This window comes from Amycolatopsis sp. NPDC059235, assembly GCF_042754125.1.
Lineage (GTDB): Bacteria > Actinomycetota > Actinomycetes > Mycobacteriales > Pseudonocardiaceae > Amycolatopsis > Amycolatopsis albidoflava.
The window spans coordinates 76,064-93,340 of the sequence record NZ_JBHZAG010000017.1 but is presented as its reverse complement, the minus strand read 5'-3'; the positions used below and the strand labels follow the sequence as shown (position 1 = coordinate 93,340).

The 17,277-nt window shown below is 70.0% G+C and carries 11 protein-coding genes; 7 read left to right on the top strand and 4 right to left on the bottom strand.

The features are described from left to right. Positions 1-78 precede the first annotated feature (78 nt). Both ACFXI3_RS14670 and ACFXI3_RS14665 read left to right on the top strand, forming a co-directional pair. Positions 79-3,966, top strand: a complete 3,888-nt coding sequence (locus ACFXI3_RS14670; RefSeq protein ID WP_378399884.1) for a Pls/PosA family non-ribosomal peptide synthetase — start codon at positions 79-81, stop codon at positions 3,964-3,966. Positions 3,967-4,042: 76 nt separating this feature from the next. Beyond that, positions 4,043-5,404, top strand: coding sequence for a M1 family metallopeptidase (locus tag ACFXI3_RS14665; protein ID WP_378399883.1), 1,362 nt, complete (start codon positions 4,043-4,045; stop codon positions 5,402-5,404). On the opposite strand, the gene ACFXI3_RS14660 is transcribed toward ACFXI3_RS14665, so the two are convergent. Beyond that, positions 5,335-6,579 (bottom strand): glycosyltransferase, encoded by a 1,245-nt coding sequence (locus ACFXI3_RS14660; protein WP_378399882.1) that lies wholly within the window; start codon positions 6,577-6,579, stop codon positions 5,335-5,337. The two genes, ACFXI3_RS14665 and ACFXI3_RS14660, sit on opposite strands and share 70 nt — an antisense overlap. A 160-nt stretch (positions 6,580-6,739) precedes the next feature. On the opposite strand from ACFXI3_RS14660, the gene ACFXI3_RS14655 reads away from it, so the two are divergent. The 5 genes from ACFXI3_RS14655 (at position 6,740) to ACFXI3_RS14635 (ending at position 12,644) form a co-directional block, all read left to right on the top strand. Then, positions 6,740-7,162 (top strand): VOC family protein, encoded by a 423-nt coding sequence (locus tag ACFXI3_RS14655; protein ID WP_378399881.1) that lies wholly within the window; start codon positions 6,740-6,742, stop codon positions 7,160-7,162. Next, positions 7,159-7,740, top strand: coding sequence for a dihydrofolate reductase family protein (locus ACFXI3_RS14650; protein ID WP_378399880.1), 582 nt, complete (start codon positions 7,159-7,161; stop codon positions 7,738-7,740). Before ACFXI3_RS14655 ends, ACFXI3_RS14650 begins: the two co-directional genes overlap by 4 nt. Further along, on the top strand, positions 7,730-7,894 hold the full coding sequence (locus ACFXI3_RS14645) for a hypothetical protein (RefSeq protein WP_378399909.1): 165 nt from the start codon (positions 7,730-7,732) through the stop codon (positions 7,892-7,894). The genes ACFXI3_RS14650 and ACFXI3_RS14645 overlap by 11 nt, the downstream gene beginning before the upstream one ends. A gap of 143 nt (positions 7,895-8,037) precedes the next feature. Next, on the top strand, positions 8,038-10,335 hold the full coding sequence (locus tag ACFXI3_RS14640; RefSeq protein WP_378399879.1) for a hypothetical protein: 2,298 nt from the start codon (positions 8,038-8,040) through the stop codon (positions 10,333-10,335). A 20-nt stretch (positions 10,336-10,355) separates the two neighbouring features. Beyond that, the gene (locus ACFXI3_RS14635; RefSeq protein WP_378399878.1) at positions 10,356-12,644 is read left to right on the top strand and encodes a Tat pathway signal sequence domain protein; all 2,289 of its coding nucleotides are present in this window, start codon (positions 10,356-10,358) and stop codon (positions 12,642-12,644) included. A 1-nt stretch (position 12,645) separates the two neighbouring features. Here the strand turns inward: ACFXI3_RS14635 and ACFXI3_RS14630 are convergent, their stop codons facing one another. The 3 genes from ACFXI3_RS14630 to ACFXI3_RS14620 all read right to left on the bottom strand — a co-directional run bounded on the left by ACFXI3_RS14630 (position 12,646) and on the right by ACFXI3_RS14620 (position 17,265). Further along, positions 12,646-14,376, bottom strand: coding sequence for an FAD-dependent oxidoreductase (locus ACFXI3_RS14630; RefSeq protein ID WP_378399877.1), 1,731 nt, complete (start codon positions 14,374-14,376; stop codon positions 12,646-12,648). Beyond that, a complete protein-coding gene (locus tag ACFXI3_RS14625; protein ID WP_378399876.1) occupies positions 14,373-16,289 on the bottom strand; it encodes a maleylacetate reductase and hydroxyquinol 1,2-dioxygenase domain-containing protein in 1,917 nt (638 codons plus the stop codon). Before ACFXI3_RS14625 ends, ACFXI3_RS14630 begins: the two co-directional genes overlap by 4 nt. Before the next feature lie 94 nt (positions 16,290-16,383). Further along, positions 16,384-17,265 carry a helix-turn-helix domain-containing protein gene (locus ACFXI3_RS14620; RefSeq protein WP_378399875.1) on the bottom strand — a complete coding sequence of 294 codons (882 nt, stop codon included), beginning with the start codon at positions 17,263-17,265 and terminating at the stop codon, positions 16,384-16,386. Positions 17,266-17,277: the final 12 nt, after the last annotated feature.

The following is a 17,277-nucleotide window of genomic DNA, read 5'->3' as shown; positions in this document are numbered from 1 at the left end:
GGGCTTGCGCGCCCAGAGTTCGACCCTGTCCCGTTCGTTCCGGAATACCGGAGCGCGCCCGGCCGCCGAGGTGGCCCGGTGACGCTGACCGCCGATTCCGGCAGCACCGAAGCCCTGACTCTCGCCGTCGAGGCCGCGCTCTCGCCCGCTCTGTTCGAGACCGCCGCCCCGGCCGCCGAGCGCACCCTCCTGGACATCCTCACCGCCACCGCGGAGAAGCACCCGAACGCCGCCGCGCTCGACGACGGCACCGGCCCGCTGAGCTACCGCAGGCTGATGGAAGAGATCGACGCGTACGCCCGCAAGCTGCGGGAACACGGCGTCGGCCTCGGCGACCGCGTCGGCATCCGGATCTCGTCCGGCACCGCCGAGCTGTACGTCGCGATCCTGGCGACCCTGTCGGTCGGCGCGGCCTACGTGCCGGTCGACGCGGACGACCCCGACGAGCGCGCTGAGCTGGTGTTCGGCGAGGCCGGCGTCGCGGCGATCGCCACCGACGGCGAGATCACCGCTGCCGGGACCCCGAGCGGCGCCACCGGCCAGCCCGGTCCGGCCGACGACGCGTGGATCATCTTCACCTCCGGCTCCACCGGCAAGCCGAAGGGCGTGGCGGTCACGCACGCCTCGGCGGCGGCTTTCGTGGACGCCGAAGCTCAGCTTTTCCTGACCGACGAGCCGATCGGCCCCGGCGACCGGGTGCTGGCCGGGCTGAGCGTCGCGTTCGACGCCTCCTGCGAAGAGATGTGGCTGGCCTGGCGGCACGGCGCCTGCCTGGTGCCCGCGCCGCGCGCGCTGGTGCGCACCGGTGTCGATCTGGGCCCGTGGCTCGTCGCGCAGGGCATCACTGTCGTGTCGACGGTCCCGACGCTGGCCGCGCTGTGGCCGGCGGACGCGCTGGAAGACGTCCGCCTGCTCATCTTCGGCGGCGAAGCCTGCCCGCCGGAGCTGGCCGAGCGCGTGGCCGTCGAAGGCCGCGAAGTGTGGAACACCTACGGCCCCACTGAGGCGACCGTCGTCGCCTGCGCCGCGCAGATGACCGGCGAGGGCCCGGTGCGGATCGGGCTGCCGCTGGTCGGCTGGCAGCTCGTCGTGGTGAACGAGGAGGGCGAACCGGTCGCCATGGGCGAGACCGGCGAGCTGGTGATCGGCGGCGTCGGGCTCGCCCGGTACCTCGACGCGGAAAAGGACGCGGAGAAGTACGCGCCGCTGCCGTCGATGGGCTGGGAGCGCGCCTACCGCAGCGGCGACATGGTCCGCGCGGAGCCGGAAGGCCTGCTGTTCCTCGGCCGGATGGACGAGCAGATCAAGCTCGGCGGCCGCCGGATCGAGCTGGGCGAGGTCGACGCGGCGCTGCAGGCGCTGCCCGGCGTGCGCGGCGCGGCCGCGGCTGTGCGCCGCACCAAGGCGGGCAACCAGGTCCTGGTCGGCTACATCGTCCCCGAGGACGGCGAAACCCTCGACACCGACGACGCCGCGACCCGGCTGCGCGCGCAGCTGCCCGCCGCGCTGGTGCCGCTGCTCGCGACGATCGAGGACCTGCCCACCCGCACGTCCGGCAAGGTAGACCGCAACGCGCTGCCGTGGCCGCTGTCCACTGTGGACGCGAGCGCGGCCGGGCTTTCGCCGACCGAGGCGTGGCTCGCCGAAGGCTGGAGCGAAATCCTCGGCGTGTCGGTGAGCAACGCCAACGCCGATTTCTTCACCAACGGCGGCGGCAGCCTCACCGCGGCGCAGCTGATCGCGCGCATCCGCACCCGCCACCCCGAGGTGTCGGTCAGCGACATCTACCAGAACCCGAAGCTCGGCGCGCTGGCCGCGAAGCTGGACGCGCTGAGCGGCGAGGAGACCGAGCGCCGCGAGATCGCGCCGACGCCGCGCCGCGCCGGGCTCGTGCAGTCGCTGCTGATGGTCCCGCTGATGGGCCTCGTCGGGCTGCGCTGGACCACGCTCGCCGCCGCCTGCTCGAACGTGCTGGCGCTGCTGGGCGTTTCCTGGGCGCCGACGCTGAACTGGGCGTGGCTGGTGCTCGCCTGGCTCGTGCTGTTCACCCCGGCGGGCCGGATCGCCATCGCCGCGGGCGGCGCGCGCGTGCTGCTGTCCGGGGTGCGCCCCGGCACGTACCCGCGCGGCGGCAGTGTCCACTTGCGACTGTGGACCGCCGAGAAGCTCGCTGAGTTCAGCGGCGCGGACAGCGTCGCGGGCGCGTCGTGGATGACGACGTACGCGAAGGCACTCGGCGCGCGCATCGGCAAGGACGTCGACCTGCACTCGCCGCCGCCGGTCACCGGTTTCCTCAAGCTGGGCCGCGGTGCGGCGGTGGAGCCCGAGGTCGATCTGTCCGGCCACTGGGTCGACGGCGACGTCGTGCACATCGGCAAGATGCGGATCGGGGCCGAGGCCCGGGTCGGCGCGCGCAGCACGCTGTTCCCCGGCGCGCGGATCGGCAAGGGCGCGGAGATCGCCGCCGGTTCGACCGTGCGCGGCGCGGTTCCGGCCGGCCAGCGCTGGGCCGGTTCGCCTGCGGTGCGCTCGGACGTCAAGGACGCGCTGAAGTGGCCGTCGAGCCGTCCGCCGCGCTCGCGGTTCTGGGCTTCGGTGTATGGCGCGACCTCGGTGTTCCTCGGGCTGCTGCCCGGGATCGCCGCGTTGCCCGGCGTCGCGGTGATCGGTTACGCGGTCGCTGGCACCTCAAGCTTGAGCGCCGCGCTGGGCCAGGCGCTGCTGTTCGTGCCGGTCGCGACGGTCGCCTACTTCCTGACGTACGCGCTGCTCGTGCTGGCCGGCGTCCGCGCGCTGGGCGTCGGCATGGTCGAGGGCTACCACCCGGTGCACGGCCGCGTCGCGTGGCAGGTCTGGGCGACCGAGCGGCTGATGGGGATGGCCCGCGAAGGCCTGTTCCCGTTGTACGCCAGTCTGTTCACGCCGGTGTGGCTGCGGCTGCTCGGCGCGAAGGTCGGCCGCAACGTGGAGGCGTCCACCGTCCTCGCGCTGCCGAAGATGACCAAAGTGGACAGTGGCGCGTTCCTGGCCGACGACACCATGGTCGCCACCTACGAACTGGGCCACGGCTGGCTGCACGCCGCCCCGGCGCGGATCGGCAAGCAGGCGTTCCTCGGCAACTCGGGGATGACCGCGCCGGGCCGTTCGGTGCCGAAGCGCGGGCTGGTCGGGGTGCTGTCCTCGACGCCGGCGAAGGCGAAGAAGGGCTCGTCGTACCTGGGCATGCCGCCGCTGCCGGTGCGCCGCGCGGTGGAGGAGAGCGACACCAGCCGCACGTACACGCCGCCGCTGCACCTCAAGGCGGCGCGGGCGCTGGTCGAGCTGTGCCGGATCCTGCCGGTGATGTGCGCGGTCGCGCTGACCGTCGGCGTCGCGTTCGCGCTGCTGGCTCTCGCGGCCTGGGGCGGTTTCTGGGCCGCCGCGCTGCTGGCCGGGCCGGTGCTGCTGGCCGCCGGGATCGTCGCGGCGCTCACCGCGACCGCCGCGAAGTGGCTGCTGGTCGGGAAGTTCCGCGAGATCGACCATCCGCTGTGGAGTTCGTTCGTGTGGCGCAACGAGCTGGCCGACACGTTCGTCGAAGCGCTCGCGGTGCCGTGGCTGATCGGGTCGCTCGGCGGCACGCCGCTGCTGCCCGCGTGGCTGCGCACGATGGGCGTCAAGATCGGCCGCGGCGTGTGGCTCGACACCTACTGGCTGCCCGAGTCCGACCTGGTCTCCCTCGGCGACGGCGCGACGATCAACCGCGGCTGCGTGGTGCAGACGCACCTGTTCCACGACCGGATCATGACCATGTCGCGGGTGACGCTCGAAGAGGGCGCGACGCTCGGCCCGCACGGGATCGTGCTGCCGGGCGCGAGCATCGGCGCGCGCACCACGGTGGGCCCGGGCTCGCTCGTGACGCGCGGCGACGCGGTGCCCGCCGACAGCCGCTGGCTCGGCAATCCGATCTCGGCCTGGCGGCGGTGAGGGCACGAGCGTTGCGGACCCCGTCCCGGTGCCTCATCCTGGAGAAGATCACGGCGACGGGCGAAAGCGGGTTTCGGTGCGGGTGAACGGGAAAACGGCCGCGCCCGGAGCGGAGACCTCGGGCGACGGGTACCTCCCCGCGCACGGGAACGGCGGCTACCGGGTCCGGCATTACGACCTCGATCTCGACTACCGCATTGGTCCGAACAGGTTGTCCGCCACCGCGGTGCTCACCTGTGAAGCCACCCAGGCGCTTTCGCGGCTGACGCTCGATTTCGGCGAGTTCCGGGTGTCGCGCGTGCTGGTCGAGGGCAAACCGGCGAAGTACGTGCGGCGCGGGCTGAAGCTGCAGGTCAAACCGGCGCGGTCGATCCCGGCCGGGACCGAGTTCGAGGTGGAGATCCGCTACGCGGGCAACCCGAAGCCGGTCGGCAGCCGGTGGGGCGACATCGGCTGGGACGAGCTGACCGACGGCGCGCTGGTGGCGAGCCAGCCGGTGGGCGCGCCGTCGTGGTTCCCGTGCAATGACCATCCGGCGGACAAGGCCAGCTACCGGATCGCGGTGGCCACCTCGTCGCCGTATCTTGTTGCGGCGACGGGGAATCTCGTGTCGCGGTATCAGTCGGCGAGCACCACGAAGTGGGTGTTCGAACGGCCGGAGCCGACCTCGACGTACCTGATGAGCGTCCAGATCGGCCGCTACGAGGACCTCGAATTGTCCGACGGCGCCTGGGTTCCGGAGCTCACCGCAGACCGCCCGGGCGGCGTCGTGCAGCGGGCTGCGGTGCCGCCGAGGCTGCGGCGGGCGTTCGCGCGCGACTTCGGCCGCCAGGGCCGGATGATGGAGGCTCTGGAGGACTGGTTCGGGCCGTACCCGTTCGGCGAGTACGTGGTGGTCGTGACGGACGACGACCTCGACGACCCGATCGAGGCGCAGGGAATGGCGATCTTCGGGGCCAACCATGTGGACGGCAAGCGCACCCACGAGCGGCTCGTGGTGCACGAACTGGCGCACCAGTGGTTCGGCAACAGCCTGACTGTCGCGGACTGGCAACACATTTGGCTCAACGAGGGCTTCGCGACCTACACCGAGTGGCTGTGGTCGGAACGGTCCGGCGGCGAATCGGCGGAGGCGTTGGCCCGGGCGTGGTATGCGCGGGTGCGGGCTAAGCCTGCGGACGTGACGATCGGTGATCCCGGTGTGGCGCGGATGTTCGACGAGCGGGTGTACAAGCGCGGCGGGCTGACGCTGCACGCGCTGCGCGGGGAGATCGGCGATCCGGCGTTTTTCGCGCTGGTGAAGGCATGGGCGGTGGAGAACCGGCATGCCGCGGTGACGACGGAGGAGTTCGTCTCGCTGGCGGAGTCCTATGCGGGGCGGTCGTTGCGGGAGTTTTTCGCTGCTTGGCTGGAGCGGGTGGAGCTGCCGCCGCTCTGAGACCGCGCGTAACTTTCGGCGAGCGGGACGACGCCGTCGACGGCTTCCATACGCTCGAACTCCTGCCGGACGGCTTCGGACGCGGCCCGGCGCGCGGGATCGTGCAACGCCTGCAGCGCCGCGGCGGCAACTTGATCGGCGTTGATGTCGTCCCCGCTGAGGGGGATTGTCAGCCCGGCCGCTGCAGCGCTCGCGGCGTTGAGGGGATGTTCCGCGCCGAGGACGAGAGACACCATCGGTACGCCCCGGTAGATCGCGCCGAGCATTGTGCCCAGACCGGCGTGGCTCACCACGAGCGACGCTTTGGCCAAGGCGTAGGCCTGGGGCACGAAACGTTCGACGCGCATCGTGGGCGGGACCGGGCCGACCGTGTCCGGGTCGACGGTGTTGCCGACCGTCAGCAGAACATCCGCGTCGAGCCCGGCTAGCCCGTCGATCACCGCCTGACGTGGCTTGCGGCTGCGGTTGAAGACTGTCCCGAGCGTCGCGTAGACGAGCGGACGGTCGCGGCCGAGCGCGTCCAGCCACGCCGGACCCGGCCCGTCCGGCTGATTGGCCAACGGCAGGCGGAAGTGCCGCAGAGTCGTGTCCTTCTCGGCTCCGGCGAACCACGACGGGGGCAGTCCGGTAAGCGTCAGCTGCTGCTTCCACACTGTCTCGGCGTCGTCGATTTCGAGGCCGAAGGACTTCGCCGCCGTCCGGTAGCGGTCGAGCGTCCGCGGCCAGTCGATCACCGTTCCCCAGCTTCGAGCATCGGCGGGCAAAGCCGACCACGACGCGCAAATCACCGGAATGCCCGCGACCTGGCCGGCGAGCGTGGCCCCGTTCTCCGCGAACTCGCGGATCAGCACGTCCGGCCGCCACGTCTCGAACGACGCCAGCAGATCGCGGGCCGCGGCCGGATTCCAGCGCGTCCAGCTGACTTCGTTCGCGTACTCCAAACCTTGGCCCCGGCGGGCGAACTCGACGAATTCGGGGAAGGTCGCGTCCACCTTCTCCCAGGTGAAGTTCTCGCCGACAGCGGTGAAACCGAACCCGGCGGCCTCGACCGCATCGGCGAACGCCACGCTGCTCGCGACCCGCACCTCGTGCCCGGCCCGGCGGAACGCCGCGGCGTAGGGGACCATCGGATCGAAATGCCCGTGCCCGGGCTGGGTCGTGAGCAGAACGCGCATCGAACCCCTCCGATCGGCGGCGCCTCCAGCGTATCGCGGGCGTTGATCTCCACGGGTCTGAACAGCAGGCCCGTTCCTGATTTCCCACCCGGTTGTCGAATCCGGTGTCGCGCGATCGACGCATGGGCAAGAGGGATGCCCACGCGAAGGAGGCACCGGAATGAGGACATTGCACATCGGACTGCGGGTGACCGATCTCCCTCGGTCGCTGGAGTTCTACGCGGCGATCGGCTACGAGGTGGTCGGCACGGTGCCCGAGACGCCGATCGGGCAGCTGACCATGCTCAAGCTCCCCGGCGACGAGTTCGTCGCCGTCGAGCTGGTGCACGACGGCGACCCGGTCGAACACGGCACCGACGTGAGCCACCTTGTCGTGCGGGTCGAGTCGATGGCTGACACGCTCGACGTGCTGGCCGGCCGCCTGATCGAGCCGGTCGGCCCGGTGCGGGACCACGGCCGGGGCATGAAGACGGCGTTCGTCGCCGACCCGGACGGCCGCCGGATCGAACTCGTCCAATGGCCAGCAGGCCACCCCGACGGCATGACCGCCGCCGACTGCCCGGAGAAAGGGGCGGGAGAATGAGCAGGACGCCGCTGCGGCTGTACATGTCCATGTCGGTCGACGGGTACATCGCCGGGCCGGACGACCGGCCGGGCCAGGAACTCGGCCGCGACGGCGGGCGGCTGTTCGACTGGCTCGACGACCGGATGTCCGAGGGGGTTAACGGGCAGGTGTACGCGGAGGCCTCGGCGACCGGCGCCGTGGTGTCCGGACGCCGCACGTTCGAGCTGGCCAAGCGATGGCACGGCGACCATCACGACGGCGTCCCGATCCACGTGCTCACCCACCGCGCCGACCCGGCTGACGAGCCGCCGGGCAGCGCGAAGTTCTACACCGATGTCGACGCGTGTGCGGACGAGGCCAGGGACAAGGCGGGGGACCGGGCCGTGCTGGTCCACGGCGCGGGTGCGGCACAGGCTCTGCTGGCCGCGGGCCAGCTCGACGAACTGGAATTGCACCTCGTCCCGGTGCTGCTGGGCGGGGGACGGCGGCTGTTCGAGCCGACCGGGCTCGACCGCGTCGAACTGGAGCCCGTGCGGCGGCTCGAAGGCCGCGGTGTCACGCATCTGCGGTACCGCGTACTCCATCGTGCCCGGTGATCCGGACTCCGCGGCACTGGTCGCGACCAGCGGCGAGGCGCTGCCCGGCCAGCGACAGGCCGGGCAGCGCCTGACCGTTTGGCACAAGGCGAAACTGGCCCATGCGTACCGGGGAAACGCGGCGTGGACAGTGCTGGAGTTTTCACGTAGCTGAACGCGCACCCGTCGGATCCCAGTCATCGGATGTCTGTGCGGCTTTCCGGGTGAACAACCCTGGCTTTCGCCTGCTCTGTCTGGATATATTCCGCTCACCTCGCGCCAGCGAGGGCGAAACGTAATATGAATCCGGAGGACGTCATGGTCGGGGTGTCGCGGCGGACGGTGCTTCGATCCGTGTCCATCGCCGCCGGAGCGGCGGCCTTCGGCGGGCTGTGGGCGCAGGGTGCGCCACCCGGGTTGGCCGCGCAGCGCAGCAGTCCGCACCGGGACGTCGCCATGGATGCCCGGATGCGCTGGCGGCGGTTGCCGAAGAACTGGCAGGAAGCGCCGTTCCTGGCCAACGGTTACCTCGGCGTGCAGGCCTACGCCGGGCAAACGCCGCAGGTGCTGAAGTTCATGCTCAGCCACACCCAGGTCCAGGACCAGCGCAACCAATGGGAAGCGGGTATCGGGCTGTCGCGGCTGCCGATCGGCGCGATCACGCTCACCTTCGCCGGAGCGATCACCGGCGTCGACTGGACGCTTGACCTGTACAACGCCGAACTCGGCGGCACCATCACCACCACGCGCGGGCAGGTCGCGTTTTCCGCGGTGGTGCACAACGATCTCGGCGTGCTGCTCGTCTCGCTCGATCCGAGCGCGGGCGAATCCGGGGCGACCTGGGGTTTCGCACCGCTGGTGTCGGCGACCACCCGCACGGTGCGCAAGCCGCCGGAGTACACCGCGAACCCCGAACCCGAGCAGGCCAACGGGTACTGCGCGCAGCCCCTGACCGCTGGTGGCGGATATACGACGGCGTGGCGGGAGAAGCGAGTCGGCACGAAGCGGTTGTTCGCGGCGACGGTCGCGTATTCCTTCCCGCGTTCCACACACACCCGCGACGCCGTGTCGCTGGTCGGGCGGACGCTCGCGACGGACCCGGATTTGCTGCTCGCCTGGCATCGCCGCTGGTGGAACAGCTTCCATCAGCGCAGTTTCGTTTCTGTGCCGGACAAGCAGGTCCAGCGGTTCTACTGGATCCAGCTCTACAAGATCGCCTCGGCGACCCGCAAGGACGGCCCGGTCACCGCCGAATGGGGGCCGTGGTTCCCGGAGGTCGGCAACAGCTGGACGGCGGTGTGGTGGAACCTGAACGTCCAGGTCACCTATCCGATCGTGAACAGCACGAACCATCCGGAGCTGGACGCGGTGACCGAGACATTCCGCCGCGATCACGCGAATCTGGAGGTGTCCGTACCGCCGGCCTATCGGGACGGAGACACGTACGCGCTTTCGCATCCGGGGGACTGGCGACTGCGGCCCGGCGGCGTCCGGACGGTCGGGGTTCCGGGGACGACGTCCAAAACGGACCAGACCGGGAACCTGTTGTGGGGCTTGCACAATGTCTGGCTCGCGTACCGGCATCACCTCGACCAGTCGGTGCTGCGCGACGTGCTGTACCCGACGCTCGCGAAGGCGCTCAACTTCTACCGGCACTTCCTGTTCACCGGACCCGACGGGCTCCTGCACCTGCCGCTCACGCGATCGCCGGAGTACGCCGACGCGTCCGACTGCACCTATGACCTGTCGTTGATCCGCTGGGCCGCGACGACACTGGTGGACTCCGCGCGGATTCTGCGGCTGACCGACTCGCGGGTGCCGATGTGGCAGGAGATCGCGACGAAACTCGTTCCGTACCAAGAGGATCCGGCCGACGGGGTGCTGATCGGCGAAGGTGTCCGGCTGGCCGATTCGCACCGGCACTTCTCGCATCTGCTCTGGCTGTACCCGCTGCGGGAACGGAACTGGGAGCGTCCCGCCGACCGGGACATCATGACGCGCACCTTCCGGCATTGGTCGGCGGACCAATCGGCCTGGCACGGCTACAGCTACGCGGCCGCGTCGTCGATGAACTCGGTGATGGACCAGCCCGAGGAAGCGTTGCGGTACCTGAAGTTCTTCCTCGGCCGGAACATCGTCGCGGACACCGAACTGACCGCGAACACGATGTACCGCGAGGGCTCGAACTTCGCGATCGAAAGCCCAATCACCGCCGCACAGTCCGTTGTGGACATGGTGCTGCAGGGTTCCGGGGGAGTGGTGAAGGCGTTCCCGTCGGTGTCGGCGAAGTGGCCGGACGCGTCGATCGCCGGGCTGCGCACCGAGGGCGCGTTCCTGGTGGACGCGTCGCGTCGGCGGGGAGCGACGGAGTTCGTGCGGGTGCGCAGCGAAGCGGGTGCTCCGTTGGTGCTGGACCACGGTATCGACGGCGAGATTGACGTGCGTGATCAGTGGGGGCGGCGGTTGTCGTGGCGAGCAGTGGGGCCACGACGGATCACGGTGGAGTTGCGGCGGGGCGGCACGGTCACCGTTACCCCGCGCGGTACCCGGCCGGACTTCGGGGCGCGTGACGTTCCTTCGCTGGGCGCTGTTCCGGCCTGGGGTTTGCCTGACTAGAAACGAGGAGGTTGGCGGACATGGACATCTCGCGCCGGACAGTGCTCGGCGGAGCCCTCGCGGGGATCGCCGCCGGAGCGGTCGGGCTGTCCCCGGCCAGTTCGGCGGAGATGAGCGGCGACAGCGTCGACTGGGCGGGTTTCCTGGCGACCGCCGACCTTCGCTGGCGGCGGATGCCGAAGACCTGGTACGAAGGACCGTTTCTGGGCAACGGTTTCCTCGGCTCCGGCATCTACGCCGAACCCGGTCGCAACGCGGTCCGCTTCAACGTCCAGCACAGTCAGGTGCAGGACCATCGGCCGCAGTTCGGGTCGCTGTTTGGCCTGGCGCGGCTGCCGATCGGGTACTTCACCCTCGAACCGGTCGGTGCGATTACCGGCCTCGACTGGCGGCTTGACGTCTGGAACGCCGAACTGACCGGCACTATCACGACCGCGGCGGGCAGCCTGGAGTTGCGCGCGATCGTCCACACCGGACAGTCGCTGCTGGCAGTGGAGGTGCGGCCGTCGGAGGGCGAACGCGGGTTCCAGTGGGTGTTCCATCCGGCGAAGGCGATCAGCCCGCGAGCTGATCCGGTGTGGAAGAAGCCGCCGCCAGACGGATACGCGGAGAATCCGCCCGTCCAGTTGCAGCAGGCAGGCGACGCGCGTCTTGCGGTACAGCCGCTGCTGGCGGGCGGTGAACACGTGACGGCTTGGCGTGAGGTGACGCGGGGCAGCGCGCGGACGTTGTACACCTCGGTCGCGTGGTCGCATCCGGAGAAGACCTCGGCGGCCCGGGCGTTGCACACGGTGCGGCGCGCGAGTGCGCTGGACGTGTTGACCTGGGACCACCGCCGTTGGTGGCACGATTACTACCGGCGCAGCTTCCTGTCCATTCCGGACACTCGGCTGCAGAGTTTCTACTGGATCCAGCTGTACAAAGTCGCGTCGGCGGCTCGCCGGGAAGCGCCGGTGATGGCGACTTCCGGCCCGTGGCTGGAAAACACGCCGTGGCCCGCGACGTGGTGGAACCTCAACGTGCAACTGGAGTACTGGCTCATCCAGGGTTCCAATCACCTCGAACTCGACGCGGTCAGCTACGCGCTCGGCAAATACCGGGACCGCCTGACCAGCCAGGTCGCGAAGCCGTACCAGGCCGATTCCGCGGGCATCCCGCGCACCACCGACATGACGCTGCTCAACGGCCTCGCCGACTCGACCAGCGGCTACCCGGTCGGCATTCCCGGCCAGGACACCCCGACGCCCGAGGTCGGCAACCTCACCTGGGCACTGCACAACGTCTGGCTGACCTATCGGCACACCATGGACCGCCAGCTGCTGCGCGACACTCTGTTCCCGTTGCTGCGCAAGGCAATCAACTACTACCTGCATTTCCTCGCCCCAGGCCCGGACGGGCGGCTGCATCTCCCGGCGACCTTCTCGCCCGAGTACGGCGTGAACGCGCCGGACACCAACTACGACCTCGCCCTGATCCGTTGGGGCTGCAAGACGTTGCTGGACACCGCGCGCGAATTGCGTATCGCCGATCCGCTGGCCGGGAAGTGGCAGCAGGTGCTCGCCACGCTCACCGACTATCCAGCCGACGAGAACGGCTACATGATCGGCGCGGGCGTCCCGTTCGCCAAATCGCACCGGCATTACTCGCATCTGCTGCAGATCTACCCGCTTTACGAGATCACCTGGGAACAGCCGGAGCATCGCAAGATCATCGAAACCTCGCTCGATCACTGGGTCGGCTTCGAGGGAGCGTTGCAGGGATACACCTTCACCGGCGCGGCGTCGATCTCCGCGCAGATGCTTCGTGGCGAGAAGGCCGCGTATTACCTCGGCGAACTGCAAAAGCGTTATATCCAGCCGAACACGATGTACAAGGAATCCGGTCCGGTCATCGAAACGCCGTTGTCGGCGGCGAAATCCATGCAGGACATGCTGGTGCAGAGCTGGGGCGGCGTGATCCGGCTGTTCCCGGCGGTCCCGGACGCGTGGGGTGACATCGTGCTGCGCGACTTCCGTACCGAAGGCGCGTTCCTGCTCAGCGCTTCCCGCTCCGGCGGGAAGACTCGCTGGCTGAAGGTGCACAGCGAGGCTGGCGCACCTTGTGTCCTGCGGCCAGGAATCGATGGCGAGCTGACCGTGACGGACGCTTATGGCCGTCCGCGACGCTGGCGGCGGTTGTCCAATGGGGACGTCCAGATTGACCTTGGCCGCGGTCAGGACGCGTATGTGTACCGCCGCGGCGACCGGCCGGACTTCACGATCCGGCCGGTCGCGCCGGGCGGGGCGAGCGATCCGTGGGGGATGCCGTGAACTAGCGGTCGAGGAGACTGCGGAGCGCCTCCGCCAGCCCGTTCCCAGCAGCGGGTTGGCGCCAGGCGACGTAGCCGTCCGGCCGGATCAGGAGGCAGCCGTCTTCCTCGATACCGCTGATCCGCGCCCAGTCTCCGTAGGAATCGCGGGCCTCGGGCGCGCCGACGGTCACGACCCTCAGGTCCAGACCGAGGTCCGCCCCGGCTTTCGCGGCGGCGTCACGCCAGGCGCCACCGGTGAGTCCAGTGAGGACAGTCCACCGCCCGCGGCCGACTAGATCCAATGTGGACACTCGGCGACCGTCGGAGCCGACGAGCCAGACGTGCGGCAGTTTCGCGCCCGGAGCGGTCGTGGGCCGGTGGTACAACTCAGGATCCCGTACCGGCTCGATCTCGGCGCCATCCGGGAGCACTGCGTCCGAGACGTACCGCTGATCCATCTCCACACCGTGCGCGTTGAATTCGTAGTTCTTCAGCTCGATGGCTGCCTGCAACCGCTTTCGCCGCAACGCTCCGTCCTCGGTCGCCGCGGTGCAAGCGGCGAGACCCGCGGTGATGGCGTCCGAATCGGTGTCGCCGTCAACGCCGAGCGCGGCGAAAATCGGCCCGAACTGATCCCGGCTGAGGTTCGCCCGGTCCACGATCTGCTTGCCGACCGGCGCTCGCTCGGCGCTGTAGCTGTCGAGAAGTCCTTCGCCCGCATCGCCGCGGACGACCATCGCGAGTTTCCACGCCAGGTTGTACGCGTCCTGCACCGACGTATTGGACCCGAGCCCGTTGGACGGCGGATGCCGGTGCACCGCGTCGCCCGCGCAGAAAACGCGGCCGGACGAGTACTGCGTGGCATAGCTGTGGTTGACCGTCCACAGTGACGTCGAGGTGATCTCCACCGGCAGGTCCGGATCTCCGACGAGGTCCCGGACGATCCGCGTCGCCTCCGCACTGTCCACTTCGGGCGGTGGCTGCGCGATGTCGTAACCCCAGGTCAGCAGCCATTCGTTCCACGGCCGCACCATCCGCACCAAACCCATCCCGATGCCGCCGAGGTGCGCGCCCGGCCGCATCACCCAGTACAGCACGCTCGGCCGGTGTGCGACGTATGCGGAAAGATCCGCGGTGAAGGTGATGTTCATGCTGCCGGCCTTGCCGGACTGGCCGTCGATCGGCAGCCCGGCCTGCTCGGCGACGCGGCTGCGGGCGCCGTCCGCGCCGATCAGGTAGCGGGCGCGGAGGGTGAACTCGTCGCCGCGAACCCGGTCCCGCAAGCGCGCGGTCACGCCGTCGGAGTCTTGGGTGAACTCGAGGAATTCCGTGTCCAGGCGCAGTTTCGCCCCGCGAGCGGCGGCGTTCGTGACCAGGATCGGTTCCAGATAGGTCTGCGGCAGGTCGATCATGTGGCACGGGCTCGCCGACGTGTACTCGGTCGCGGAACGGTCGGCGGTGCCCCAGCTGGCGATCCGGCCGATCTCTTCTCCGGCGAGCGACGTGCACAGCACGGTGTCGCCCATGAGTTCCGGGGGAGTGCCTTGCGCGAGCGCCTGGTCTTCGATGCCGAGGTCTCGCAGGACCTCCATCGTCCGCTGGTTGGTGATGTGCGCGCGGGGAGTATGCGCGGTCCAGCCGTACTTGGTCGCGAGAACGGTGCGCACGCCGTAGGTCGCGAGCAGCAGTGCGGCGGAACCGCCCGCCGGGCCGCTGCCGACCACGAGGACATCGGTGTCATAACTGGTCATTGCTGGTTCCCCGGGGAGATGCGGAAGGTGAAGTCGAGACGGCGCCAGGGTTCGCGCCCGTCCGGCGCGGGGCCGGTCTGCTCGGCGAAGTCGACGATCAGGCCGTCCTTCACACCGAACACAGTGTCCGAATCGAGGTAGTCGCCGCCGCGGACGAACAGCTGGGTCACGAGCGTGCGGTAGCCGGGTTTGGCGATCATGAGGTGCATGTGCGGCGCGCGGAACGGATGCCGCTCGACGGCGGTGAGCATCTGGCCGACCGGTCCGTCGTCCGGGATCGGATACGCCGACGGCACGATCGTCCAGAACCGCAGCCTGCCTTCGGCGTCGGTGCGGAAGCGGGCGCGCAGCACCGGGCCGTCCAGGTCGGGCAGCTGGACGTCGTAGAAACCGTCCTCATTGGACTGCCAGACGTCCACGACGGCGTCCGGCACCGGGGTTCCGTCCGGCTCGGTCACCCGGACATCGGTCCACAGTGGAGTACCGGGAAGTCCTTCGGCGAGATCCGCGCCCTGCTCGGTTTCCGGCGGGCCTTCGACGTAGAACGGGCCTAGCACCGCCGACGGCGTGGTGTCCGGCGTGCGCGAATTCGTGAGCACGTCGACCACGCTCGAAACGCCGAGGGTGTCCGAGAGCAGAATGAATTCCTGCCGCGTGTCCGAGCTGATCTGCCCGGTGCGGGTCAGGAAGCTAATCGCGTACTCCCACTCCTCCTGAGTGAGATCGGTGCGCACGACGTAGGAATGCAGCGTGCGGACCAGTTCGGACAGCAGTTCGCGCAACCGAGGGTCGGGTGTGCTGGCGAAACTGTCCACGACCTCCTGGGTGAGCCCGCGCAGATCCGGCGGCGTGCCTTCAGCAGGGGTCGGGCGGGTGCCGGACCAGGCGTGTCGCAGCAGGTCTTCGATGCCGTCCCGGGTGAGCTCGCGCGGATTCGGGTACGGCGCGGCGGTGGCCAACTCGGCGGCCTTGGCGAGATCTCCTTCGGCCAGACCGATTTCGGCCAGCGAATGCGGCACCGGCAGGCTGTCGATCAGGTCGAACACCGCCGTCGGCGCGTCCGGGGCACCGAGCGCTTCGGCGATTCGCCGCATGGCGTCGACAGCGTTCGGCGCGTTGTACGCCATGGCGTGCGGAAGGACGATGGTGTGCGTTTCGGCGTGCGGCAACCCGAAACTGCCGCCGAGCGTGTGGCACAGCTTGTGGTGCAAACCCATCCCGACCGAGCCGAGGCACGAACCGGCCAGCCACGCGGCGCGCAACGCGTCCGTCCGAGCGTCCACATCGGACGGATCGGCGGCGATCCGCGGCAGCGCGGCGGCGAGCAACCGGATCGCCTCCAGCGCGAACTGGTCGACGATCGGGTTCGCCTGCGCCGAGTAGAGCGCCTCGACCGCGTGCGCCATCGCGTTGACGCCGCTGGTCAGCGAGGTCGGCACGGGCAGGCCGAGCGTGAGGTCGACGTCGTAGACGACCACCTCGGGCAGCACCTTCGGCGACGACTGGGTGGTCTTGCGGCCGTGCTCGGTCTGGCCGACCACCGGCGTCATCTCGGACCCGGCGTAGGTGGTCGGCACGATGACCTGCGGGATGTCGGTGCGCAGCGCGAGCGCCTTGGCCAGCCCGGTCGCCGACCCGCCGCCGATCGCGACCACGCAATCCACGGAGTGTTCGGCGACCAGCGCGAGCGCGCGTTCGGTGACCTCGACCGGGGTGTGCATGGTGGGCTCGCCGAAGCGGGCGGCGAGCAGCGGGCCGAGTGCGTCGGCGGTCTGGTCGGCCGCCTTGGCGGCGGACTTTCCGGCCACCAGCAGCACCCGGCTGGCATCGAGCCGCTGCACCTCGTCGGGGACGACGGCGAGCGTGCCGCTGCCGAACACGACCCGGGCCGGGTTGGCGGTGTAGGTGAACATCGACGGTCCTTCCACGCGGGTACGTCGAGTATCCGGGTGGCGAGGACCTGGCGCCTGCACAGACGTGCTGAGCGGGCTGCACGAAACGCGCGCGTCAGCCGTCCCGGCGAAGCGCGGCGGGTGTGGTGCCCAGGTGGGCGCGCAGGACCCGGGTGAGGTGTTCCTGGTGGGAGAAACCGCAGCGCACGGCGATGTCGGCGATCGGTTCGGTGCCGGTCCGCAGCAGCAACCCGGCCTGATCGACGCGCAGCCGCAACAGGTACCGATGCGGCGGCAGCCCGGTGCGCGCCTTGAACCGGCGGGCGAACCGGCTGACGCTCAATCCCGCCGCCGCGGCCAGCTCGGCCAGCCCGAGCGGTTCGGCCAGTCGTTCGTCCATCAGCTCGCGCACCTGGGCGAACTGCCGGTCCGTCAGTGCCTCGACCGACCGCGTCGCCGCAGGAGCGCTTCGCCCAGACCGGTGCTGCCGCGCGAGCTGTGCGGCCACGAGCGCGCCGAGCTGATCCGCGTACGCGCGAGCGCCCGGTTCCCACTCCCGTACGACGCTGTCGAGCGCGAGGACTAGCTGCTCCAACAGAGGATCAACGCTGCCGAGCTCGTCGGCCAGCCGGACCGGAGCGTCCGAGCCGGCGGCCTCCTGCACCGCCGAATCCGGCAGGTACACGTGCACCGTGTCCAGCTCGCCGCCAAGCTCCACCGAGAGTTCCTGGCGCGACGGCTGGAGAAAGAGCCCGCCCGCAGGGATCCTCCGGCTGCGCTCGCCGGGCGACCCGACGCCGCGGCGAACGGTGACCGGACCGGCGAGATGCAGGATCAGCTGGTGCGTGCGGGCGGGCCCGAACTCCGCGCGGTACGGCCGTTCGCGCTGTTTGGACAGGTAGATCCGGTCCCAGCCGAGACCCGCGCTGGTGCGTTCCGGGCGGATCCACGGCAGGGAAAGGATGCCGTTCGTGTCGCCACGCCCGAGCTCGCCCACGGCGTCCTCCTC